The organism is Bacillus sp. J14TS2 (assembly GCF_018333015.1).
Taxonomy (GTDB): Bacteria; Bacillota; Bacilli; order Bacillales; family Bacillaceae_C; genus Lederbergia.
This window is the reverse complement of the sequence record NZ_BORE01000002.1, coordinates 312130-333864: the sequence shown is the minus strand read 5'-3', so window position 1 is coordinate 333864 and position 21735 is coordinate 312130. Positions and strand designations below refer to the sequence as shown.

The following is a 21735-nucleotide window of genomic DNA, read 5'->3' as shown; positions in this document are numbered from 1 at the left end:
TCCTGGCGCAACGCCTTTCTGACCAACATCCTGTTGGCCTCCGACAAGCAAATGTTCCTGAACCTAGGAAGGGGCTTTTTCCCTTCATAGGTTCAGGGTTATTTGACCTCGAGGGGCTAGGCGCTGGAGCTAGACGATAAAACACAATTTAATAGTTTCCAAAGTAACTAAACAAGCCTTAACTCATATCAGTTAAGGCTTGGAAGATTAATGAATAATATTCCGATAAAGGCCGATGACTTTCCCTAAGATTGAAACATCTTTTAAAATAATCGGTTCCATACTTGAGTTTTCCGGCTGGAGACGGAAATAATCTTTTTCCTTAAAAAAGCGTTTCACTGTTGCTTCATTATCTTCTGTCATGGCTACAACAATATCATTATTATTGGCTGTTTGCTGTTGTCGAACAATCACATAATCGCCATCTAAGATACCAGTCTCGATCATGCTTTCACCCACAATTTCAAGCATGAAAATTTGTTCGTCATCGGGAACCAATTGTTCAGGTAGAGGAAAATATTCTTCAATATTCTCAATGGCTGAAATAGGCAGTCCAGCAGTAACCTTACCGACAATAGGAACATTGATTGTTCTTTGGCGAGGAATATTATCTTCTTCTACCTGTAAAATCTCAATCGCCCTAGGTTTTGTAGGATCACGTCTAATTAAACCTTTCTTTTCAAGCCGAGCGAGATGCCCATGAACCGTTGAACTCGATGCTAATCCAACAGCCTGTCCAATTTCCCGTACGGATGGAGGATATCCTTTGCTTTTCACTTCATTTTTTATGAAATCAATAATGTCTTGTTGTCTTTTGGATAACTTTGTCATATGTCTCACTCTCCCTCTGTAAATATATCTATCTTAATTATAGCACGAAAATATATATACAACAAACGTAAGTTCGAAAAAAGTATTGACAACAAACGGTTGTTCTCATATAATGAATCCATATAGGAACAAACATTCTAAAAAAAGTGGGGTCATAAATATGATAACTTTATGGAGAAGATATTCATTTATCATTGTATTTATATTCATTACATTTCTTATGGGAATTTATATAATAAGTAGTAAGACAAGTAGTGAGCAAACTCATTTAACTGTAACCGTTCAAGAAGGAGATTCTCTTTGGTCGATCTCAAAACAATACGCGGAAGAATACGGGATCTCGACCGCTCAATTTGTAAAAATTATTGAGAAGGAGAATCAACTTTATGGAAAAGTGATCAAAAGCGGGGAACAACTTGTTATACCAGGTGAATATATTCATTCTTCGCCTTCGCAACTGAAAATGGCATTAAAGGAAGAGTAAGGAAGTGTATAAATGAATGCTCTTATCTATTGCAGAGTAAGTACAGAAAAGGATGCACAGGTCACCTCTCTCCATCGTCAGCAAGAAGAGCTGGAGATGGCAGCAAAAAATTGGGGGTTAGATGTTCAATCGGTTATTTGCGATCAAGCAAGTGGCTATGATATGGAAAGACCTGGTATATTAGATGTATTTGAAAGAATAAAAAATGACGATATTGAGGCTATTTTAATCCAAGATGAAACGAGAATAGGCAGGGGAAATGCCAAAATCGCCTTGCTTCATTGCTTAATGAAGGAAAATGTGAAGGTTTATAATGTAGCACAAAATGGTGAGCTTCAACTATCTGAGGCTGACTCTATGGTCCTTAATATATTGAGTGTTGTAGAGGAATACCAGCGAACATTACATAATTTAAAAATAAAAAGAGGCATGAAACGTGCGGTTAAAAAAGGTTATCGGCCTGAGAGAAACCTGAAGAACCGTGGAAATATAGATGGAAGAGAAAGAAAAATCGTCCCGATCGAAGAGATTGTAAGATTGCGGAAGAATAAATTGACTTTTGCAGAAATTGCTGCGACCTTAAGGGGATTCGGATACGAAATTTCTAAAGCTACGGTCCATAGAAGGTACCAGGAGTATATGTTGCAATCAGACATAGAAACAAAAACAGAATAGCTTTAGTTGTATGAAGGCAGATCATTTGTGATCTGTGCTTTTTTTTAGTAGGATAATATAAATTATGCAAAGTTTAAAAAGGAGCTTCTTTATGTTATCGAAGGAAAAAATTAAAAGAATTAATCAATTAGCCAAAAAAGCTAAAGCATCGGGGCTATCAAATGAAGAAGCGAAAGAACAAACAAAGCTTCGCTCTGAATATTTACAGCAATTTCGTTCATCTATGAGGCAAACAATTGAAAATGTACGTGTTTTCGATACAGAGGGTCAAGATGTAACACCTGAAAAGGTCAAAAAAATTCAAGAAGGAAAAAACAAAAAACTCCATTAAAATGCGTGCTCAAAAAGGAATTTGGTGCAAGTTTATCAAAATATGGTAAAATATAAAACAGATTGAGCGAAAGGAAGTTGAGATATGTTTACGACAGAAGATCAAATTGCAATAAACACCATTAGAACATTATCCATCGATGCAATTGAAAAAGCAAATTCAGGACATCCTGGCTTACCAATGGGTGCAGCTCCTATGGCCTATACACTATGGACAAGATTTATGGATCATAATCCGAAAAATCCAGCTTGGTTTAACCGTGATCGTTTTGTGCTTTCAGCAGGACATGGCTCCATGTTACTATATAGTTTACTGCATCTATCAGGTTATGGTGTTGAAATGGATGACATTAAGAATTTCCGCCAATGGGGAAGTAGAACACCAGGGCATCCTGAATATGGTCATACTCCAGGTGTAGAAGCAACAACAGGGCCACTTGGCCAAGGAATTGCAATGGCCGTTGGGATGGCAATGGCTGAGAAGCATCTTGCTGCTACCTATAATCAAGATGATTATAATGTGGTGGATCATTATACTTACGCATTATGTGGTGATGGCGATTTAATGGAAGGTGTTTCATCTGAGGCAGTTTCCCTAGCTGGTCACTTAAAATTAGGAAAAATGATTTTATTATATGACTCCAATGATATCACTCTTGATGGAGAACTTGATAAGTCCTTCTCTGAAAATGTAGGAGATCGTTTTAAAGCCTATGGTTGGCATTATATTAGAGTAGAGGATGGAAATAACGTCGAAGAAATCGCCAAGGCTTTGGAAGAAGCAAAGGCGGAAACCTCTAAACCAACCTTAATTGAAGTCAAAACGGTTATTGGCTATGGCTCTCCGAATAAATCTGGGAAATCAGCTGTTCATGGTGCTCCATTAGGCGAGGATGAAATGAAGCTAACAAAAGAATACTATAAATGGACATATGAAGAGGATTTCCATGTCCCAGCAGAAGTCTATGAATTATTCGAAAAAACCATTGTCAAAAATGGACAAGAAAAAGAATCTGAGTGGGAAAACCGCCTAGCTAAATATAAGCAAGCATATCCAGAACTTGCAAGCCAATTTGAACAAGCCATTGCTGGAAAGCTTCCTGAAAATTGGGATCAAGATATTCCTGTCTATGAGGAGGGGAAAAGCTTAGCAACAAGAGCATCAAGCAGTGAAGTTCTAAATGCGATTGCTAAAAATACGCCTAGCCTGATTGGCGGAGCGGCTGACTTGGCTGGTTCTAATAAAACGATGATCTCTGGTTCCCCTGATTATAGTGCAGACGACTATTCTGGAAAAAATATTTGGTTTGGGGTAAGGGAATTTGGCATGGGTGCAGCGATGAATGGCATGGTGCTCCATGGTGGGTTAAATGTCTTTGGCGGAACCTTCTTCGTGTTCTCTGATTATTTACGTCCTGCTATTCGTCTAGCTTCTTTAATGGAACTACCTGTTACCTATGTATTTACTCATGATAGTATTGCAGTTGGAGAAGATGGACCAACTCACGAACCAATTGAACAGCTAGCTTCATTGCGTGCTATGCCTGGCCTTTCAGTTATCAGACCAGCTGATGGAAATGAAACAGCAGCGGCTTGGCGTCTAGCATTAAACTCGAAGCATCAACCTACAGCTCTTGTACTAACACGCCAAAACTTAGATACGATGCCGGGAACTATTGATGGAGCGGCTAAAGGGGTAGAAAAAGGTGCCTATGTTGTTTCTCCTGCAAAAGAGGAAAATGTAGATCTTCTCCTGCTAGCAACAGGTTCAGAAGTAAACTTGGCTGTGGAATCTCAGCAAGCATTAGCTGAAAAGGGAATTCAAGCAACAGTTGTAAGTATGCCTTCATGGGATCGTTTTGAAAAGCAATCAAAAGAGTATAAGGAATCTGTATTGCCTAGCTCTGTTAAAAAGCGCCTTGCCATTGAAGTGGGTTCTTCTTTTGGCTGGGAAAGATACACTGGTGATGATGGAGCAGTACTTGGAATCGATCGATTCGGTGCTTCAGCACCAGGAGGAAAAGTAATGGCAGAATACGGATTTACTGTTGAAAATGTTGTAGCTCAGGTTGAAAAATTACTGAATCGCTAATAGTAAAATGTATGTAACGATCTAAATGGGTGAAAGAGAGGGGACCCCTCTCTTTTTTTTATAAGGAAAGTATACTCGTATTATTAGACTTAGGAAGCCTTGTAGGGAATGCTGAAACTTAAATGTTTTTTCTGAATATAACAAGATTAGACAAAAAATTTATCAAACCTCATCTATAATAGAGTAAAATAGGGCTGAGGAGTGAAGGGATCATGAGAATTTATTTGATTTACTTAATAGAAGATGAATTTGCCGAGTATTTCTATGGACGAGAAAGTAAAATTGTCGAATTGTTCAGAGCGGAAAAACAATCGCGTGGCGAATTATTAGAAACTATTAGAAAACAAATTAATTACATAACGAGACCATTGCCTTATTTAGATCTGCATAAACATTTATCATATGAGGTTGAAAAAAAAGAGTTTTTTATTAACGGAAAAACATACTGTAAGGAATCTAACTATAAAAATGACGGGGCAGAATTATCGATTGGAGAACGCTTTTTACAATTAAAAGCGTGGGGTGGATATGATAGTGAGTCTAGTTTTTTTGAAGCATTACGCAAATTTGATGGTAGATTTTTAGCCATGGATATGAAACATAACCATTATGGCTGGGTAAAGCCAATTAAAGAAAGAAAATATGTATGAAATCGTCGGCCATTATTGTATAATAATCAAGGATTTAGTAAACTGAATGATAGACAACTTGAAGGAGGATCACTATGTGGTGGCAATTTGGACTAACGGGTTTTTTATGTCTCCTAGCAGGACTAGCCCTAGGCTTTTTCATAGCCCGAAAATATATGATGGATTATTTAAAGAAAAATCCACCAATCAATGAACAAATGCTCAAAATGATGATGATGCAAATGGGAATGAAACCATCCCAAAAGAAAATCAATCAAATGATGAATGCAATGAATAAACAGATGGATAAGTAACCATTGGTATAACAAAGTTCCTAACAATTTAGGAACTTGTTCATTCGCTTAACATAGCTGTTTGATTAATTTTTTTCAAACCACTTTTTCTGTTAGAAAAAGTGGTTTTTGTGCATTTAAAAGACTTATTCGAAAGCCAATCAATGCCAAGGGATACACACAAATGGAAGATGCTGGCGGCTAATGAGCTTCCTTGTCAGTGTACGGGATCTGTCTATACGAGATCGCATATTCCATTTGCGACATTCAGAACGATATCTCGCTCCCACTTATTTATAATGCTTTTTCCGCGGATTCAACTGTATGCTTCATCAATGTAGCAATTGTTACAGGGCCAATACCACCTGGAACAGGGGTTATGGCGCTGGCAATTTCATAACAAGTATTATAATCAATATCCCCGATATTCCCTTTGTTATAACCTGCATCTAAAACGATTGCCCCTTTCTTTAACCAACTTCCTTGAATAAACTTGGGTTTCCCTACCGCTGCAACAACGATATCTGCTTGTTTTACCATTTCAGGTAAATTGGAAGTTCTTGAATGGCAGGTAGTAACGGTTGCATTTTCATTAAGAAGTAATGCTGAAACAGGTTTCCCTAGGATTGGGCTTCTTCCAACTACTACAGCATGTTTACCATCAATTTGGATCTGATAATATTCTAACATTTTCATAATTGCAGCTGGAGTACAGGAAGGATATTCCCCAAATCCTAATGCTGTCTGACCATATCCTCTACTTGTAACACCATCTACGTCTTTTCGAATATCAATTGCTTCAAAAGCAAGCCGCTCATCAATATGTGCTGGGACTGGATGCTGTAAAAGAATGCCATGAACGGAATGATCATTATTTAATTCTTGAATCGCTTTTACTAACTCCATTGTTTCTGTTTCTTCGGGCAAATCAACACGAATGGACTTCATACCTATTTTTTTACACGCATTGCCTTTCATTTTTACATATGTCTCTGAAGGAAGATTATTCCCAACCAAAATTGTTGCAAGACAAGGTGTGATACCATTGTTTATTAATGATTCAATTCGTTCTTTCAAGTTTTCTTTTATTTCTTTAGCTACGACATTCCCATCCATAATGATTTTCTCCATAATAATAACTCCTCCTAAAATGTAATAAAAAAGAGATAAGGATGATATCCTTATCTCTGCCCAGACGACCCGACCATATAAAACACAGCTTCCTTGTGGTCTTTTCCACAAATGTCGTCAGTTACTGTGTCAAGTTTCCTTATATAAGAAAAAGATAGCATATAGGAATTAAATGTCAATAAGCGGACGTGTTTTATTACCATAAAGCGTATTCCAATACTATATCTCTTCCACTGCATTTTGCAGTGAAAAGTGTTTTTCATATTTTAAAGAAACTTCACTCGTTACTATTCGACAAAGTTTTTTATTTATATCGAATTCCGCTAGACAATTTTTCTAAATTGGACCAATCTACTATTCGAATAAAATCCTTGTCTTTTTCAATCAAGTTCTTTTGTATTAGTGACTGAATAACACGATTTAGATGTCTATAGGTTGTCCCGAGTAAGTCTGCAATTTCTTTAATATTTGAAGTTTGTATTTCTTTACCAAATCTATGCTTAGATTCAACTGATAAGGTTGATAAGAGGTAACTGGCAAATCTACTTTCCACAGTGGCTAATAAATTGACACGGGAAGCTGTTGTGCAAGTTTGCAGCTTATAGCTTACATGTTCTAATAATGTTCGTAAAAAATTTGGATTTTTCATCTCAAATTGTTTAATATAATAAACGGGTAATCCGATGAATAAGCATGTATTCACTGCTTTAACTTGTGATTGAATGGAAACATCTTGAATTAGTTCAATATCACCAATAATAGAGAAGGGTTGTGCAAATCGTAGTAAAAGTGATTTTCCAGTTTCGATGCTTGAAGTGATTTTTACGTTCCCTTCTACTAAAAACAATAATGATTCCAGTTCACTTCCTTCTAGTAAAATAATTTCATCTGGTTCATATTGCTGAAGCGTAAACGGAAGTGACTTTTCTACATTAAATATTTGCTCAATCTGAAATTCTTGTAACTTCGTTTCCAGCTTTTGTTTATTATGAATAAACTTCATAAAAAAACTCCTTTTGGGACATATGTCCTTTTTATTATAAACGAAGCTGATATGATAGGTATAATTAAAAAGTTGCAGGAGTGTTACATAATGAAATTTGTGTTTGATTTAGATGGAACTATTTGTTTTAAAGGGCAGCCAGTTTCGGAAAGCTTATTAAGTTCCTTAGAAAAATTAGTCGGGATGGGACATGAGATCATATTTGCTTCAGCTAGACCAATACGAGATTTGCTTCCCGTCTTACATGAGCGGTTCCATCATTATCCAATGATTGGTGGAAATGGGGCAATCGTGGCAAATAGAGGGGAAATAATTTCAACGATTTGTTTTGAAGATCAAACAATTGGAAGAGTTACGCAGTTATTAAAAAAATATAATGTAACCTATTTAATCGATAGTGATTGGGATTATGCCTATACTGGGCCCGCAGATCATCCAATTTTAAATAATCTTGATCCGCAAAGACGGGCTAAAAAAGTAAAATTAGAGCAATTACAATCAATTGTGAAAATACTAATGCTTACTGCCAATAACATGAAAGCTGCTGAAGAGCAGTTAAAAAATATAGACGTTGTCGTTCATGCCCACGGAAATGAGGGGATTTTAGACATTAGTCCAAAGGGCATAGATAAATGGAGCGGATTGCAACAATTAGGTGTTAAAGAGGGAGAATATATAGCATTTGGAAATGACGCCAATGATATTACGATGTTTCAACATGCGATGCACTCCATTATGATCGGTCATAGCGAACAGTTAGCAACTTTTTCATCTGAACAATTGGTTTTAGATGAAGAGATTGAAAAAAATCTAGTACAAAGATTGGGTGAATGGGGAGATAGTAACATTAAATCTGAAATGACACGTATAATATAAAAGTAACCTTTATAATCAAACCGCATTCCAAACCCTCTTAATTGTGAAATGTTCATCAGTTTGTAACGAATCACTTTTTTGTTGCCGTGATGACAGCATCTAGGTGCCTATAGGATTAAATATTTGTTAGAATGGAATCAAATCAATGTAGGAGTTGCATGTTATGTCTGGCGATATTAATTTATTCTTGGCTTTTGGGGCGGGGTTTTTGAGCTTTATTTCACCATGCTGTCTTCCTTTATATCCCGCCTTTTTATCGTATATTACTGGTATGTCTGTTAGTGAAATAAAAAGTGAGAATGCGATGTTTAAACGTAGAAGCATGTTACATACGCTTTTTTTCTTATTAGGTTTTTCCATTATTTTCATTGTCCTTGGATTCAGTACTACGTTTATAGGTCATTTTTTCATACAGTACCAGGACCTAATTAGAAGGATTGGCTCAATATTTATTGTGTTCTTTGGTTTGGTGATTACAGGGGTGATTTCTTTTGATTTTATAATGAAAGAAAGACGTTTTGAATTTAAGAATCGCCCAGCAGGTTACCTCGGCTCTACCTTAATTGGAATGGCATTTGCGGCTGGCTGGACACCTTGTACAGGCCCCATTTTGATGGTTGTATTGGGATTGATTGCTTCGAATCCGGGAGCAGGTGTGATCTATATGATCGCCTATACATTAGGTTTTGCCATTCCCTTCTTCATTCTCTCCTTTTTTATTGGTCGAATGAACTGGATTCGCAAACATAATGTGAAAATCATGAAAATTGGCGGGATTATCATGATTTTAGTTGGGATCTTGCTTTTCTTTGATGGTTTGACATTTATTATCGGTATTTTTCAGTTGCTATTTGGCGATTTTATGGGTTTTTAAGTGGATAAAGAAAAGTGAGATATGAAAATAGGTTTGAATCAGATAGATTCAAACCTATTTTTTCGTCCTCAGAAGAACAGCTTTTCTAAAAAAGATGTTCATAAGGAGAAACATCGATATTTAATTCCTCTAGCTTTTTCCTTAAAAATTTATGATCACGTTTAGGAGTAGCGACGATATACCCTCTTATCAATACATCTAAATCGATCTTCTTTACCTTTTCTTGTAAAGCCAGTTCTCCGATTTTCCCGGCAATTTTTTGTCTAGCAATATCGCGGAATAATTCAGGTACAGGACTGACTAATTCATCGAGTAAAGCCTTTTTATCTGGTGTCCAAAGTTTTTTAGTCTTTTTAACGAAATATTCTTCCCAATCCATGTCTGATTTTCCATCTTCCTTAGGCAGGCGTTTGAGGAACTTTCTAAACATAAAAAACCCGCCTATCCCCATAAAAGTGATTAGGAACACAACCCAGAAAAGTATAAGCCATAAAAACCAACCGTGAAGCATGTTTTCACCCCTATATAACATACAGTACTCTAGTTATTATAGCGAATATAAAATTATAAAAACAAGCACTTAGGACGTTTGTCGAAATAAATTCTTAATTCTACTTGATCTTTAAAACATGAGAAACGTAAAATAAGATTTAAGAGGATGTTCCAAAAAGCCCGGTAAAAAATGACACAGCGAGATAAGGGATCGTTGACTAAGTATCAACATGTCCTGTGGGTAACGTCGAAGGCACTGCATCCTGCACGTCGAAAGTTTGTGATCTTAGCCGACTCGCTCCGTTTTACCCGCCTTTTTGAACCCGTACTTTAAGGTGGTGACTTGATTGGAGAAGACATATTATGTAGCAACCTTGATTTTTGCTTGGTTTATCACTTTAAGCTTATTTGTCTTTTCATTTTTTGCTTTCAAACTCTCGTATTATTTTTTTGGAGTTCTAATTTTGATCATTTGCATAGCAGCGGTAGCTGTCAATGTTTTGCTCTATCGAAATATAAGAAGGCAACCGCAAAAATAAAGTGAAACTTCAATCAGCGGGATTCCTTCCATCCCACTGATTTCAGAGGATCAAAGGCTAAGGTCGCAACATCTTGTTGGCAGACTTAAACGCGACGTCCTGTCGCATCGTCTGCATTAGTACATCCTATACGTCACTATGCCTTTGTGACCGACCTCCTGTTGGCCTGAACCAATCGGGCCTTTACGGGCAGTTCATCCTCTCGCCTAAGTTTCTCCGTATTCTCTAAAGTATAGAGGTGGGAGTATGACTGCCCGTTGAGGCGGGATAAAAGAAAATCCGCTTTGCATTCAGAAAATAAATGCAAAGCGGATTTTTAATTGTCTTTTTCAACTTTTATTGTTTTATAAAAGAACTAAACAAGGTAAATAGTCCTTTTAGTATAATGGCGGCAGCGAAAAGTAAGATCAAGATTACGGACATGGTCATTAGAATCCCCGCTACTGGTCCAAGCATGTCTGATACATTCGGGACAAACAATAGACCAATTACAGCAAAACCAGCAAATATACTAGCAAAGTATATGGGGATTTTACTATTGAGAAAAGTCATGATGATCCCTCCTTATCCTATTTTACGTTCAAATGGATTGGTTTGTGTCGGCATGAGGATGGTTTGGGCAACAAATAAGGGAAATGTGCTACCACTATTTTTAATAAATAAACTACTTTCAAGAACTGAAATACGATTGTAAAGAAATGAACATTGGTTTGTTATTGTCTTGTTATACTCCTCTGTTAGGATAAGACATGTTGGTTCGATTTGGGCTAACAAAAAGGAGGATATAAATATGAAAAAGTCTTTAATCGCTATGGCAGCCGCCATTACCGTAACCACCATTGGAGTCAATAGTGTTTCTGCGGCTACATACAAGGTCCAAGAGGGTGACAGCTTATGGAGTATCTCAGATAATGAAGGGACAACAGTCGATCATTTAAAAGAGCTAAATAATTTATCATCCGATATTATTCTACCTAATCAAACATTAGCATTAGATGCTCAAGAAGCAGAAGAAATATATACAGTAAAAGCTGGAGATTCTCTTTGGGACATTGCTAGCACCTATAATGTAACGATTAAGCAATTAAAAGAGTGGAATAAACTTGATGGAGATACAATTCATCCGGGACAAGAACTTCACATACAAGGGAATAATAAGAAGGTAGAAGAAAATAATAATCCTCAACAAAAAGAGGAAAAGGATGTTTCTACTCAATCTGAGAAATCTGAACCGGTGCAGGCTGATAACGAGCCCGCTGGAAAAGAAATGACAGTTACAGCTACAGCCTATACAGCTTCTTGTAATGGTTGTTCAGGAGTTACTGCAACTGGAATTGATCTGAAGAAAAATCCAGACCAAAAAGTCATCGCTGTAGATCCAACAGTCATTCCATTAGGATCAAAGGTACATGTTGAAGGATATGGAACGGCTGTCGCAGGCGATACTGGCGGTGCCATTAAAGGAAAGAAGATTGACCTATTTATGCCAGCTAAATCAGATGCCACTAAGTTTGGTGTCCGTTCTGTTAAAATAAAAGTTCTCGATTAAACAAATAAAGGCTGTCTAAAGTGAAGTTCCTATTTCACCTTAGACAGTCTTTTTTGTTTCATTTATAGCTTCTATGGGTATTCTAGAAAAAAAGGAGGCTGTTAGTATGGATACTTCTAAAGTGGTGGGTGTTTTTGATAGTGAGGATGAAGTAATTGAGGAAATAAGGAAATACGAAGAAAAAGGGATAAAGAGGGATAATTTTTCCGTACTCGCCAAAGATGACAAAAAAACTGAATATTTAACAGAAAAAATGGATGTAGATGATGAGAATTCAGGTGGACCATTTGATTTTTTAAGTGGATTTTTAGCAGGGGCTGGACCAGCGGCTGGCGTTCCAACTGGAACCACTACAGGTGCAACATCTGGTGCAGGCGTTTTAGCGATTGGACCAATCGTTTCAGGGCTTCAAGAAGGAACTATGTATGATTGGGAAAATAACCTATCAGATGAATATACAGAAGAACTTGACAATGGGAAAATCCTTCTTTTATTAAAAGAATAAGGGAACCAAAACAAAAAATAGACTTTCCTTCATAATATGAAGGGGGTCTATTTTTTTGTAGTGAAAAAATTGCTTTTTCCAATCACTTTGTTTAGAGTAAAGGAAGTTGTTTCTCGTGATATTTCTACGTGAAAAAAGCGTACTTTTATAAGACAAACTGTTTTCGCTAAAAGATCAGGATCATTTTACTTTCATCCAAACTTACACGAGTTAATAAGGAGAATCCATGGTTGAATAAAGTGAATAAAAAGAAAAACGTAAAAAAGACAAAGCAGGCTGTTAGAAGAAGAATCGTATTCGCGATTGTTCTCGTCCCCATGACTATTTTTATCGCGCTCATTTTTTATATTGGTCATTTGTTTAATGGAAATCAAGAAGTAGACCGCCCCCTTATACCTGAAGAGTTTATCCCAATTTATAAAGCGGCAGAGCAAGAATTCGGAGTACCATGGTATTTGTTAGCCGCTCACCATAGAGTAGAAACGATTTTTTCCACTATGGACCCTATGCTATCGCCTGCAGGGGCAGAAGGACCGATGCAGTTTATGCCGTGTACATTTGTCGGCTGGACTCATCCGAGTTGTGATGGGCTAGGAGAGGGAGATATTCCAGAAGAGGACAAGGTAGACCCAGAAATTATAAAAAAGTATAACGGTTATGGGATAGATGCAAATGGTGATGGTAAAGCAGATCCCTGGGATATAGAAGATGCTATTTTCAGCGCAGCCAATTTTTTATCCCATTCAGGTGCTGCCGAGGGAGAGGTAGAAAAAGCGATCTATACTTATAATCATAGTGATCAATATGTAGAGGATGTCCTTCATTACATGAATTTATATAAAGAAAAATATGTTGAAGAGGACGAGGATGACATTGAAACTTAAAAAAACCGGGAGTGTTTATGCTCCCGGTTTTTTTTAAAAGATAGGAAATTATAAAGTTTTGGCTAGTGTTTTGATCTAGCCCCTGCGCCTAGCCCCTCGAGGCTCGCTGGATGTGAATCCATCGGCGTTGCGACGTACAGGATGTACTAGTACAGACGAAGCGACAGGACGGCGCGAATTTAGCCTTTCTTCTTACATCAAGGCGCTTGCGCTTTTCTTATTTAGGCATTGTCTCTTCCCTTCGAAATAGCCCCAAGAATTAAGCTCATAATAAAGACCAAAATTAATGAACCAATTAAGGCTGGTACGATTGCCATTCCGGCTACCTGTGGTCCCCAGTCTCCAAATAAGGCTCCACCGATCCAAGCTCCAATAATCCCAGCGATGATATTTCCAATGATTCCACCAGGAATATTTTTTCCGAGAATTAAACTTGCAATCCAACCGATAATTCCACCAATGATTAGATATAAAAGAAAGCTCATTATATTCATCTCCTTTAAGATAATTGATTTAAACTAACGAACTTGTTTTTATTATGACCGAAAAGGTTGAGGATAAACATATTGGAAGAATTTGAAAAATATGCTGATATACATTTGATGATGATTCATTTGATGAGAAATTTATAGTATTCCCTGCAAAATCATTTTTATTCCATTCACTCGATTTTTTTGATATGATGAACAATGGATTGGGACTTGCATTCTTTTATGAAGTCATAAGTTTTTTTTATCGAAAACCATAACTTTCTTAATATTTACTTATAACAATAATTATTATAAAATAATATTGAGGAAAAATTAGCGGTTTTAAGCCTATTTTTTAAATAGGTTGGATGAATTGGAAATGGGGGTATTCTTATGGGAAAACAATCGAAAAATGATGTTTTTAAAGCGCGTTCTTCTTTTGAATTGAATGGGAAACGGTATAACTATTATCGACTATCAGTTTTAGATGATGCAGGTGTGGCCAAAGTAGGGCGTCTACCTTACTCTATTAAGGTCTTATTGGAATCTGTACTTCGTCAAATGGATGGACGGGTGATTAAACAATCGCATGTAGAAGATTTGGCTAAATGGGCAGAGGATAGCGAAGTGACAGGAGAAGTCCCATTTAAACCATCTCGAGTTATTTTACAGGATTTTACAGGAGTTCCAGCTGTAGTGGACCTTGCTTCACTTAGAAAAGCAATGTCTGATATAGGCGGAGATGCTGAAAAGATTAATCCGGAAATTCCTGTAGATCTAGTTATTGACCACTCTGTACAGGTCGATTCTTATGGGACACCAGAGGCATTACAAACAAATATGGATTTTGAATTTCAAAGAAATGCTGAACGTTATGAGTTTTTAAGCTGGGCCCAAAAAGCATTTGATAATTATCGTGCTGTACCACCTGCTACAGGTATTGTTCACCAGGTTAACTTAGAGTATTTAGCTAATGTGGTACATGCTGTCGAAACGCCAGATGGAGATTTTGATGCTTATCCGGATACGTTAGTGGGAACTGATTCCCATACAACCATGATCAATGGTGTAGGTGTGCTTGGATGGGGTGTAGGTGGAATTGAAGCGGAAGCGGGAATGCTCGGCCAGCCATCTTATTTTCCAATTCCAGAAGTAGTTGGAGTTAAGTTAACAGGTGAATTACCAAATGCTGCAACAGCAACTGATTTGGCGTTAAAGGTTACACAGGTCCTACGCTCACATGGTGTAGTTGGTAAATTTGTTGAGTTCTATGGTCCTGGTGTTGCAAGTCTACCACTAGCAGATCGTGCAACGATTGCGAATATGGCTCCAGAGTATGGGGCAACATGTGGATTTTTCCCTGTAGATGCTGAAACATTAAACTATTTACGTCTTACTGGTCGTCCAGAAGAACAAATTCAACTTGTGGAAACATACTTAAAAGAAAATGATATGTTCTTTACAGTGGATAAAGAGGATCCAGTATACAAAGATATCGTTGAATTGGATTTATCGGAAATAGAAGCAAATCTTTCTGGTCCAAAACGTCCACAGGATTTGATCCCACTATCAAAAATGAAAACTTCTTTTGAAGTGTCTCTTCAAGCCCCTGCTGGAAATCAAGGCTTTGGTTTGACGGCAAAAGAAATCGATAAAGAAGCAGCGGTTAAATTTAATAATGGTGATGAAGCTACGATGAAGACAGGTGCAGTAGCCATCGCAGCGATTACAAGTTGTACAAATACATCAAATCCATACGTTATGCTTGGTGCAGGTTTACTTGCGAAAAAAGCCGTTGAAAAAGGATTGGAAGTACCGAAGTATGTCAAAACATCACTTGCTCCAGGTTCAAAAGTGGTAACTGGTTACTTGCGTGATGCTGGACTTATGCCGTTTTTATCTAAATTAGGTTTTGATCTAGTTGGTTATGGGTGTACAACATGTATCGGAAACTCTGGACCTTTGAAAGATGAAATTGAAAAGGCGATTATGGATAATGATTTACTTGTTACATCTGTACTTTCAGGTAACCGAAATTTTGAGGGACGTATCCATCCACTTGTGAGAGGAAATTACCTGGCATCCCCTCCACTTGTTGTTGCATATGCTCTTGCAGGTACAGTTGATATTGACTTGAATAATGAACCGCTTGGAAAAGACCAAGATGGGAACGACGTGTTCATGAAGGATATTTGGCCTTCAAAAGAGGAAATTGCTGAAACTGTAAGTAGCGCTGTGACACCTGAACTATTCCGTAAAGAATATGAGCATGTGTTTGATGATAACAAGCGTTGGAATGAAATTAAAACAAGTAATGATCCATTGTATAAATGGAATGATGATTCAACCTATATTCAAAACCCACCTTTCTTTGAAGATTTAGCTAATGACTTAGAAACAGTCAAACCACTTACTGATTTAAGAGTAGTTGGTAAGTTCGGGGATTCCGTGACAACTGACCATATTTCTCCCGCCGGTGCGATTGGTAAAGATACACCAGCTGGAAAATATTTGATCGAAAAGGGTGTAAAACCACGTGATTTTAACTCTTATGGATCTCGTCGTGGGAACCATGAAGTCATGATGCGCGGAACGTTTGCTAATATCCGCATCCGTAATCAAATTGCTCCGGAAACAGAGGGTGGTTTCACGACTTATTGGCCAACAGAAGAAGTTATGCCGATTTATGATGCATGCATGCGTTATAAAGAGGAAGATACTGGTCTAGTTGTTCTTGCTGGGAAAGACTATGGTATGGGATCTTCTCGTGACTGGGCAGCAAAGGGAACGAATCTCCTTGGGATTAAAACAGTTATTGCTGAAAGCTTTGAAAGAATTCACCGTTCGAATTTAGCGATGATGGGTGTGTTACCATTACAGTTCAAAAAAGGTGAAAATGCTGAGACTCTTGGTTTAACTGGAAAAGAAGTCATCAATGTACATGTTGATGAAAAAGTAAAACCACGTGATATTATTAAGGTTACAGCTATAGCTGAAGACGGAAAGAAGACAGAATTTGAAGCACTGGTTCGCTTTGATTCCGAAGTAGAAATTGACTACTATCGTAATGGAGGAATTCTACAACTCGTTCTTCGTGGAAAGCTTGCATAAAGCTTTAGATCTATCACCAAAATTTCCCATGTTCTATGGGCAACACGAGAATCAGTAGATCCTGTACACGGAAACACTTTGCCCTAATTTTTTAGGGTAAAGTGTTTTCTTTAAAGAGAAATTCAAAACCTTTCCTGAAAAAAGTTTGAAAATTTGGTTTAGTCAGTCGCCTTTTGGTGAATAGTAATAATAGGAAATTGTGAAGGAGTGATACATAGTGAGAAAAGTGCATAGAAAGTCTTTTTCTGATCTTGTACAAGAAAATAAACAAGCGTTAATAAATGATGCAAAGGCAATTGAAAAAATAGAAAGCAAATTGGAAGAAAAGCATACAAAAAGAGCATAATTAATTCTCATAAATCTCCCCCTTTCTGTGAAAGATATGATGGAAAGGGGGAGAAAACATGAGTAAACCAAAACATAGTCAGCAAAACTTTACTCCAGATCATCTTGGAGAAAAAAGTGTAGCAGTTGATGCAAATAAAGGAAAAAAGATGGCTAATAAAACTAATAAAGGGCCTGATGTAATACAAACAAAAGGGGAATAAAACTACATTATCAAAAGGAGTGTTTTATGATGACACATGATAAATATCAACCAAAACCCGACGATCGCAGTGATAATGTAGAAAAATTAAAAGATATGATTGATGATACCATTGAAAATATGGAAGAAGCAGAAGCAACAATGAAATTTTCTGATGGTGAACAAAGAGAAAATATTTCTAAGAAAAATGAAAAGAGACAACAAAGTCTGAACGGTATGCGTGAAGAAATAGCAGATGAAGCAGCTGCACAAGAAAATCAATATGAATAATCATCAAAAACCGGCCCTTTAAGCCGGTTTTTGATTTAAAAATAAGGAACATAAAAGAAATTTTCTTGAGGTTGCCTTGAGTCTGAGTGAAGTCGCAGTCCAGCTCCAGCGCCTAGCCCCTCGAGGTCAAATAACCCTGAATCTATGAAGGGAAAATACACCCTTCATAGATTCAGGAACATTTACTTGTCGGAGGCCAACAGGATGTTGGTCAGAAAGGTGTTGCGCCAGGACGGCGCGAACTTAGCCTTTCGTCTTTCATCAAGGCGCTTGCGCTTTGTTCTAATCCATATTCTTTTTAGAAAATAAATTAATGTGATAGAATGAACATAAGCATAAAGAGGGTGAGAATAGATGTATTTATCAGAAACGAGCATAGAAGTTCGATATGCTGAAACAGACCAGATGGGAATTGTTTACCATGCAAACTATCTTATTTGGATGGAAATTGGAAGAACAAAGCTCATTGAGGATCTAGGCTTCCATTATACCAAAATGGAAGAGGATGGAATTTTAGCTCCCGTTGTTGATATCCAAGTGTCCTATCATCAGCCTGTAAAATATGGTGATCCCGTTAAAATCGAAACATGGATAGAAGAATATAATGGTCTTAGGACAACTTATGGATATAAGATTTATATACACGATAAAGATTTAGCTGTAACTGGCTTTTCAAAGCATGTATGTGTAAAAAAAGAGACTTTCAAACCTGTTTCCTTACGCAAACTTTATCCGGATTGGCACAAGGCTTATTTAAATGCAAAAAAAGATCCTGAACGGGAAGGGAATAGATAATGGCATTTGGCATTACAAAATTGGATTTACATCATTGGAAACAGGAAATTGATCAAGGGAAAATAGCTTTTCTTACCCATTATTGGTTAGATGCTCGTTTTCCTGATTGTAAGTCTGTTACGAAAGTAGGTTGTCATGATTTAGTGAAACTTGCTAAGTGGGGGGAAGGCTTCCAATTAAAAGAAGAATGGATTCATCATCGTAAAGATGGCTATTCCCATTATGACTTACTTGGGGAAAAACAGATAGAAGTATTGGAAAAAGAAGGATTGCTTGATCAAATAAAAGCAAAAATCCAATTAAATTAAACGGGGAGGTCTTCGAAATGGAAATAAAATTAACCGATAGAGCGGCAGAGTGGTTTGAATCGGAAATGTCTTTACATAGTGGTGATTTTGTCCGTTTTTATGTTCGTTATGGTGGATCAAGCCCTATTCAACAAGGCTTCTCATTAGGTGTGAATAAGGAAGAACCTATGGATCCAGGCATTGAAATGAAAAAAAACGGGATAACCTATTTCGTAGAAACACGTGATGTCTGGTACTTTGATCAGTATGATTTAATTGTTGATTATGATGAAAAACAGGATGAACCAATTTATGATTATAAATAATAGAAAAGAAGCTGGGACATAACTAAGACGTTAAGCTCCAAAGACGAACAATGTATTACCTTAGCGGAGGAAATATACGTAGACTCCTGCGGGAAGTAAGAGTTCGGCGAGACCCCGAAAGGCGAAGCCTGAAGAGGCTTGCCACTCGCCCGCGGAAAGCGAAGTATATTTCCGAAGCGGGTATATGCACCATACTAGTTCGTTTTTTTCTTTAGTGAAAACACTTTTGTCTCAGCCTCTTTCTATGTTTACGGGATTCCTGCATTATTTAGGAAACATGAATTGCTTTAAATCTTTTCCACTATAATCTGTAAAGCCTTTTTCTTTTGCTTCATCAATCGGATATACTCGATAATTTTTAAATTGTGTACTCGAGTTGAAGGTGGGATGAAAATCAACATTCTCAATCGTTGTGTCACTGGATTCACCGACCGTTTTCTTCTTGATTGAGACTTCAATCATTCCCCCAATATCTATGTATTCATTCTCCGTTGTTTGCCCATTAAGAAAATTTCCTAAAGAGTAAACAACAACCCCTTTTCCTCCGTCAGGTTTATCTATCCATTCAATCGGCTGTAAGACATGAGGATGATGGCCAAAAATAATGTCAGCTCCAGCCTCAATGAACTGATGAGCGAGTTCCTTTTGCGTTTGATTAGGTGTTCTGGCATATTCATCTCCCCAATGTAGCGCAAGTAAGACAATATCTGATTTACCCTTGGCTTCTTCAATATCATCTAGTACTTTCTTCGGTTCTAATATACTGACCAAATAATCCTTTCCTGCTGGAACGGGGATTCCATTTGTTCCGTAAGCATAAGCCAAGACAGCTAATTTAATACCATTCACATTCACGACTCTTATTGTGCTTTTGTCTTCTGGACTTTTGAATGTCCCAGTATAGGGTAAATTTTTTTCTTCATAATAATCAATAGCACTTAAAACCCCTTTTTCACCCTTATCTAACATATGATTATTGGCCGTTGTGACCATATCAACACCAGCATTGATAATGCCATCAATGATTTCATAAGGGCTATTGAAACTAGGATAACCCGAAAGCCCTAATTTCGTCCCTCCTGGAACAGACTCTTGATTGGCAATTAAGAAATCCGGTTTTTGCAGTAGCGAATATACTGGAGACAACATAGGGTCAAAATTATAATCATCATCTTTAGTTAAAGCATCATGATAAACAGTGTCATGGAGTAAAATATCTCCAATTCCGGCAATCACAGCTTCTGTCTCAAATTGTTTAGGAGTATGCTGAAGTGAGTTCTGGCCATTCTGCGCTATTTCACGGTTCGAAAGAGCAGTTGTTTTTTGAAAAATTAACAGAGCAATTATGCAGATCATCACCAAAAAAGTAAGAGAGACTGTCCATATCAACCGCCTGTTTCTTGTCAAATCTCTCCCTCCTTATCATCTTTATAACCATTTTATTTTAGGTTCTGTTTTATTTCGAATTCTACTGATATTCGTTCGGTGTCGTATAATAACGAAGGCTGCTAGAAGTGCCACGACAAGCGACAAAAGATAGTCCTTTGTGAAGATCATATTGATTAACGAATAGATAATCGCAAAAATTGCCACAATAATCGATGATAAAGATACGTATTTAGAAAGTTTTAAGCAAATTAAAAATACAATTACAACGGAAATAAAAAGTAGGGGATCATAACCGAGTAAGATTCCTCCAGAAGTTGCCACAGCCTTACCACCCCGGAAATGAGCAAAAACAGGAAACATATGTCCAATAACGGCAAAGATTCCCGGGATTAATGGATGAAGCTCACTTCCAAACATCATTGGTAAAAAAATAGTTACTGTTCCTTTTAAGATATCGGCTAGAATAACGACTGACCCCGCCTTTTTCCCTAAAGTACGAAATGAGTTTGTCGCTCCTAGATTCCCACTTCCATGTTCTCGAATATCTATTCCGTAAAATACTTTACCAACAATCAAGCCAGAAGGAATGGACCCAATTAAATAGGCCAATAAAAGTATTAATACATATTGCATAAGCATTACCCCTTTTAAAATGCGTCAAATGAGTCCGATTGGGACAATCACTGCTCACTCATTGTACCATGAAGAACGATAAATGAAAAAACTATTTTCCCTATGAGAAAGTTCAAAACACCTGTAGAAATGACACTTCAGGATGAAGGATTTTCGACTAGGTGCCGACACACGTCCTGTGCTCGAAACGGTTCACCTCAAACTTTCGACATCACTGTCTTTAACTTTAATTGTCTCATTGAGGTAATAAATGCAGGGAAGAACAGCAATCTCCTGGTCTTCCAATCTATTTGTTGAAATTTCTCTATCTTTTCCGTAAAAAATAAAGCCGTTGGTGGAATTCCATTTCTCCACAACGACTCTTTTGCGCAATTGGGCCAGATTCTGGAGGAAAGTTTTCACGTATTCATGTAGAATAGTAATTAACTTTATGGGATTCGATTAAAATTGAAATTTATTTAATAAAGATAAATAAAGTAAGAAGAGAGTTGTAAAAATTCAAAATAACTTTGTATTGACAAAATTCTCAAGATCTCATGCAAAGCTAAGTATTAGAATGGCGGTTTCTTTGTATGAGTTGGTAGTAATTAAAACAATCGCCTATTGAATAATTACATCAAAAATACTTGGCTTTGCAACCTTATTTTAATTATCAAAAATAAATAAGGGGCTGACAAAAGTGAAATATGTAAAAGCAACTACTATTTTACCTGAATAACT

General features: G+C 37.1%; 27 protein-coding genes and 1 riboswitch. Of the genes, 19 read left to right on the top strand and 8 right to left on the bottom strand.

The window, feature by feature from the left end; genetic code table 11:
- Window positions 1–207: 207 nt before the first annotated feature.
- Window positions 208–831, bottom strand: coding sequence for a transcriptional repressor LexA (gene lexA, locus KI375_RS04170; RefSeq protein WP_212972285.1), 624 nt, complete (start codon window positions 829–831; stop codon window positions 208–210).
- 160 nt (window positions 832–991) lie between these two features.
- Here lexA and yneA point away from each other — a divergent pair, with 160 nt between their 5' ends.
- The 6 genes from yneA to KI375_RS04140 all read left to right on the top strand — a co-directional run bounded on the left by yneA (window position 992) and on the right by KI375_RS04140 (window position 5355).
- Window positions 992–1315 carry a cell division suppressor protein YneA gene (gene yneA, locus KI375_RS04165; protein ID WP_212972284.1) on the top strand — a complete coding sequence of 108 codons (324 nt, stop codon included), beginning with the start codon at window positions 992–994 and terminating at the stop codon, window positions 1313–1315.
- 12 nt (window positions 1316–1327) lie between these two features.
- Window positions 1328–1990 (top strand): YneB family resolvase-like protein, encoded by a 663-nt coding sequence (locus tag KI375_RS04160; RefSeq protein WP_212972283.1) that lies wholly within the window; start codon window positions 1328–1330, stop codon window positions 1988–1990.
- Window positions 1991–2081: 91 nt separating this feature from the next.
- Window positions 2082–2321, top strand: a complete 240-nt coding sequence (locus KI375_RS04155) for a DUF896 domain-containing protein (RefSeq protein ID WP_212972282.1) — start codon at window positions 2082–2084, stop codon at window positions 2319–2321.
- An 84-nt stretch (window positions 2322–2405) separates the two neighbouring features.
- Window positions 2406–4412, top strand: a complete 2007-nt coding sequence (tkt, locus tag KI375_RS04150; RefSeq protein ID WP_212972281.1) for a transketolase — start codon at window positions 2406–2408, stop codon at window positions 4410–4412.
- Window positions 4413–4624: 212 nt separating this feature from the next.
- A complete protein-coding gene (gene sirA / locus KI375_RS04145; protein ID WP_212972280.1) occupies window positions 4625–5062 on the top strand; it encodes a sporulation inhibitor of replication protein SirA in 438 nt (145 codons plus the stop codon).
- 74 nt (window positions 5063–5136) lie between these two features.
- Entirely contained in the window at window positions 5137–5355 is a 219-nt protein-coding gene (locus KI375_RS04140) for a YneF family protein (protein ID WP_207449775.1), read from the top strand.
- Window positions 5356–5628: 273 nt separating this feature from the next.
- Here the strand turns inward: KI375_RS04140 and KI375_RS04135 are convergent, their stop codons facing one another.
- Both KI375_RS04135 and KI375_RS04130 read right to left on the bottom strand, forming a co-directional pair.
- Window positions 5629–6465 carry a bifunctional 5,10-methylenetetrahydrofolate dehydrogenase/5,10-methenyltetrahydrofolate cyclohydrolase gene (locus KI375_RS04135; RefSeq protein ID WP_280528624.1) on the bottom strand — a complete coding sequence of 279 codons (837 nt, stop codon included), beginning with the start codon at window positions 6463–6465 and terminating at the stop codon, window positions 5629–5631.
- A gap of 51 nt (window positions 6466–6516) precedes the next feature.
- Window positions 6517–6600: riboswitch (ZMP/ZTP riboswitch) on the bottom strand.
- Window positions 6601–6769: 169 nt separating this feature from the next.
- The gene (locus tag KI375_RS04130) at window positions 6770–7468 is read right to left on the bottom strand and encodes a Crp/Fnr family transcriptional regulator (RefSeq protein WP_212972279.1); all 699 of its coding nucleotides are present in this window, start codon (window positions 7466–7468) and stop codon (window positions 6770–6772) included.
- A gap of 90 nt (window positions 7469–7558) precedes the next feature.
- On the opposite strand from KI375_RS04130, the gene KI375_RS04125 reads away from it, so the two are divergent.
- Both KI375_RS04125 and KI375_RS04120 read left to right on the top strand, forming a co-directional pair.
- Window positions 7559–8344, top strand: coding sequence for an HAD-IIB family hydrolase (locus tag KI375_RS04125; RefSeq protein WP_212972278.1), 786 nt, complete (start codon window positions 7559–7561; stop codon window positions 8342–8344).
- A 163-nt stretch (window positions 8345–8507) separates the two neighbouring features.
- Window positions 8508–9218: a cytochrome c biogenesis CcdA family protein gene (locus tag KI375_RS04120; protein ID WP_207449769.1), complete on the top strand. Its 711-nt coding sequence runs from the start codon at window positions 8508–8510 to the stop codon at window positions 9216–9218.
- Between the two features lie 85 nt (window positions 9219–9303).
- Here KI375_RS04120 and KI375_RS04115 read toward each other — a convergent pair whose 3' ends face one another.
- Window positions 9304–9729 (bottom strand): DUF2621 domain-containing protein, encoded by a 426-nt coding sequence (locus tag KI375_RS04115; RefSeq protein WP_212972277.1) that lies wholly within the window; start codon window positions 9727–9729, stop codon window positions 9304–9306.
- Window positions 9730–10057: 328 nt separating this feature from the next.
- Between KI375_RS04115 and KI375_RS04110 the strand changes: the two genes are divergently transcribed.
- Window positions 10058–10249: a hypothetical protein gene (locus tag KI375_RS04110; RefSeq protein WP_212972276.1), complete on the top strand. Its 192-nt coding sequence runs from the start codon at window positions 10058–10060 to the stop codon at window positions 10247–10249.
- Between the two features lie 336 nt (window positions 10250–10585).
- Here the strand turns inward: KI375_RS04110 and KI375_RS04105 are convergent, their stop codons facing one another.
- The gene (locus KI375_RS04105; RefSeq protein ID WP_212972275.1) at window positions 10586–10801 is read right to left on the bottom strand and encodes a hypothetical protein; all 216 of its coding nucleotides are present in this window, start codon (window positions 10799–10801) and stop codon (window positions 10586–10588) included.
- A 238-nt stretch (window positions 10802–11039) separates the two neighbouring features.
- On the opposite strand from KI375_RS04105, the gene KI375_RS04100 reads away from it, so the two are divergent.
- From KI375_RS04100 to KI375_RS04090, 3 genes are all read left to right on the top strand, one after another.
- On the top strand, window positions 11040–11798 hold the full coding sequence (locus tag KI375_RS04100; protein WP_212972274.1) for a LysM peptidoglycan-binding and 3D domain-containing protein: 759 nt from the start codon (window positions 11040–11042) through the stop codon (window positions 11796–11798).
- A gap of 106 nt (window positions 11799–11904) precedes the next feature.
- On the top strand, window positions 11905–12303 hold the full coding sequence (locus KI375_RS04095; protein ID WP_212972273.1) for a general stress protein: 399 nt from the start codon (window positions 11905–11907) through the stop codon (window positions 12301–12303).
- 239 nt (window positions 12304–12542) lie between these two features.
- Window positions 12543–13187, top strand: a complete 645-nt coding sequence (locus KI375_RS04090; RefSeq protein WP_374706800.1) for a lytic transglycosylase domain-containing protein — start codon at window positions 12543–12545, stop codon at window positions 13185–13187.
- A gap of 221 nt (window positions 13188–13408) precedes the next feature.
- Here KI375_RS04090 and KI375_RS04085 read toward each other — a convergent pair whose 3' ends face one another.
- The gene (locus tag KI375_RS04085; RefSeq protein WP_212972272.1) at window positions 13409–13672 is read right to left on the bottom strand and encodes a GlsB/YeaQ/YmgE family stress response membrane protein; all 264 of its coding nucleotides are present in this window, start codon (window positions 13670–13672) and stop codon (window positions 13409–13411) included.
- Between the two features lie 378 nt (window positions 13673–14050).
- Between KI375_RS04085 and acnA the strand changes: the two genes are divergently transcribed.
- From acnA to KI375_RS04050, 7 genes are all read left to right on the top strand, one after another.
- Window positions 14051–16768 (top strand): aconitate hydratase AcnA, encoded by a 2718-nt coding sequence (gene acnA / locus KI375_RS04080; RefSeq protein WP_212972271.1) that lies wholly within the window; start codon window positions 14051–14053, stop codon window positions 16766–16768.
- A gap of 217 nt (window positions 16769–16985) precedes the next feature.
- Window positions 16986–17114, top strand: coding sequence for an FbpB family small basic protein (locus KI375_RS04075; protein WP_207449753.1), 129 nt, complete (start codon window positions 16986–16988; stop codon window positions 17112–17114).
- Between the two features lie 58 nt (window positions 17115–17172).
- On the top strand, window positions 17173–17316 hold the full coding sequence (locus tag KI375_RS04070) for an acid-soluble spore protein N (RefSeq protein WP_212972270.1): 144 nt from the start codon (window positions 17173–17175) through the stop codon (window positions 17314–17316).
- A gap of 29 nt (window positions 17317–17345) precedes the next feature.
- Window positions 17346–17585 (top strand): small acid-soluble spore protein Tlp, encoded by a 240-nt coding sequence (gene tlp / locus KI375_RS04065; RefSeq protein ID WP_212972269.1) that lies wholly within the window; start codon window positions 17346–17348, stop codon window positions 17583–17585.
- A gap of 354 nt (window positions 17586–17939) precedes the next feature.
- Entirely contained in the window at window positions 17940–18380 is a 441-nt protein-coding gene (locus tag KI375_RS04060; protein ID WP_212972268.1) for an acyl-CoA thioesterase, read from the top strand.
- A complete protein-coding gene (locus KI375_RS04055; RefSeq protein WP_212972267.1) occupies window positions 18380–18688 on the top strand; it encodes a hypothetical protein in 309 nt (102 codons plus the stop codon). The genes KI375_RS04060 and KI375_RS04055 overlap by 1 nt, the downstream gene beginning before the upstream one ends.
- 17 nt (window positions 18689–18705) lie before the next feature.
- Window positions 18706–18993, top strand: a complete 288-nt coding sequence (locus KI375_RS04050; protein ID WP_212972266.1) for a HesB/YadR/YfhF family protein — start codon at window positions 18706–18708, stop codon at window positions 18991–18993.
- Between the two features lie 264 nt (window positions 18994–19257).
- On the opposite strand, the gene KI375_RS04045 is transcribed toward KI375_RS04050, so the two are convergent.
- The gene (locus KI375_RS04045) at window positions 19258–20400 is read right to left on the bottom strand and encodes a CapA family protein (protein WP_244852258.1); all 1143 of its coding nucleotides are present in this window, start codon (window positions 20398–20400) and stop codon (window positions 19258–19260) included.
- Between the two features lie 21 nt (window positions 20401–20421).
- Window positions 20422–21015 carry a glycerol-3-phosphate 1-O-acyltransferase PlsY gene (plsY, locus tag KI375_RS04040; protein ID WP_212972265.1) on the bottom strand — a complete coding sequence of 198 codons (594 nt, stop codon included), beginning with the start codon at window positions 21013–21015 and terminating at the stop codon, window positions 20422–20424.
- Window positions 21016–21735: the final 720 nt, after the last annotated feature.

Coding starts and splice junctions, on each gene's coding strand:
- KI375_RS04120 (WP_207449769.1), top strand. CDS start 8,508: ATGTCTGGCGATATTAATTTATTCTTGGCTTTTGGGGCGGGGTTTTTG.
- KI375_RS04125 (WP_212972278.1), top strand. CDS start 7,559: ATGAAATTTGTGTTTGATTTAGATGGAACTATTTGTTTTAAAGGGCAG.
- sirA (WP_212972280.1), top strand. CDS start 4,625: ATGAGAATTTATTTGATTTACTTAATAGAAGATGAATTTGCCGAGTAT.
- KI375_RS04060 (WP_212972268.1), top strand. CDS start 17,940: ATGTATTTATCAGAAACGAGCATAGAAGTTCGATATGCTGAAACAGAC.
- KI375_RS04070 (WP_212972270.1), top strand. CDS start 17,173: ATGAGTAAACCAAAACATAGTCAGCAAAACTTTACTCCAGATCATCTT.
- KI375_RS04140 (WP_207449775.1), top strand. CDS start 5,137: ATGTGGTGGCAATTTGGACTAACGGGTTTTTTATGTCTCCTAGCAGGA.
- tlp (WP_212972269.1), top strand. CDS start 17,346: ATGACACATGATAAATATCAACCAAAACCCGACGATCGCAGTGATAAT.
- KI375_RS04085 (WP_212972272.1), bottom strand. CDS start 13,672: ATGAGCTTTCTTTTATATCTAATCATTGGTGGAATTATCGGTTGGATT.
- KI375_RS04135 (WP_280528624.1), bottom strand. CDS start 6,465: ATGGAGAAAATCATTATGGATGGGAATGTCGTAGCTAAAGAAATAAAA.
- acnA (WP_212972271.1), top strand. CDS start 14,051: ATGGGAAAACAATCGAAAAATGATGTTTTTAAAGCGCGTTCTTCTTTT.
- tkt (WP_212972281.1), top strand. CDS start 2,406: ATGTTTACGACAGAAGATCAAATTGCAATAAACACCATTAGAACATTA.
- KI375_RS04155 (WP_212972282.1), top strand. CDS start 2,082: ATGTTATCGAAGGAAAAAATTAAAAGAATTAATCAATTAGCCAAAAAA.
- lexA (WP_212972285.1), bottom strand. CDS start 831: ATGACAAAGTTATCCAAAAGACAACAAGACATTATTGATTTCATAAAA.
- KI375_RS04055 (WP_212972267.1), top strand. CDS start 18,380: ATGGCATTTGGCATTACAAAATTGGATTTACATCATTGGAAACAGGAA.
- KI375_RS04160 (WP_212972283.1), top strand. CDS start 1,328: ATGAATGCTCTTATCTATTGCAGAGTAAGTACAGAAAAGGATGCACAG.
- KI375_RS04095 (WP_212972273.1), top strand. CDS start 11,905: ATGGATACTTCTAAAGTGGTGGGTGTTTTTGATAGTGAGGATGAAGTA.
- yneA (WP_212972284.1), top strand. CDS start 992: ATGATAACTTTATGGAGAAGATATTCATTTATCATTGTATTTATATTC.
- KI375_RS04130 (WP_212972279.1), bottom strand. CDS start 7,468: ATGAAGTTTATTCATAATAAACAAAAGCTGGAAACGAAGTTACAAGAA.
- KI375_RS04115 (WP_212972277.1), bottom strand. CDS start 9,729: ATGCTTCACGGTTGGTTTTTATGGCTTATACTTTTCTGGGTTGTGTTC.
- KI375_RS04105 (WP_212972275.1), bottom strand. CDS start 10,801: ATGACTTTTCTCAATAGTAAAATCCCCATATACTTTGCTAGTATATTT.
- KI375_RS04100 (WP_212972274.1), top strand. CDS start 11,040: ATGAAAAAGTCTTTAATCGCTATGGCAGCCGCCATTACCGTAACCACC.
- KI375_RS04050 (WP_212972266.1), top strand. CDS start 18,706: ATGGAAATAAAATTAACCGATAGAGCGGCAGAGTGGTTTGAATCGGAA.
- plsY (WP_212972265.1), bottom strand. CDS start 21,015: ATGCAATATGTATTAATACTTTTATTGGCCTATTTAATTGGGTCCATT.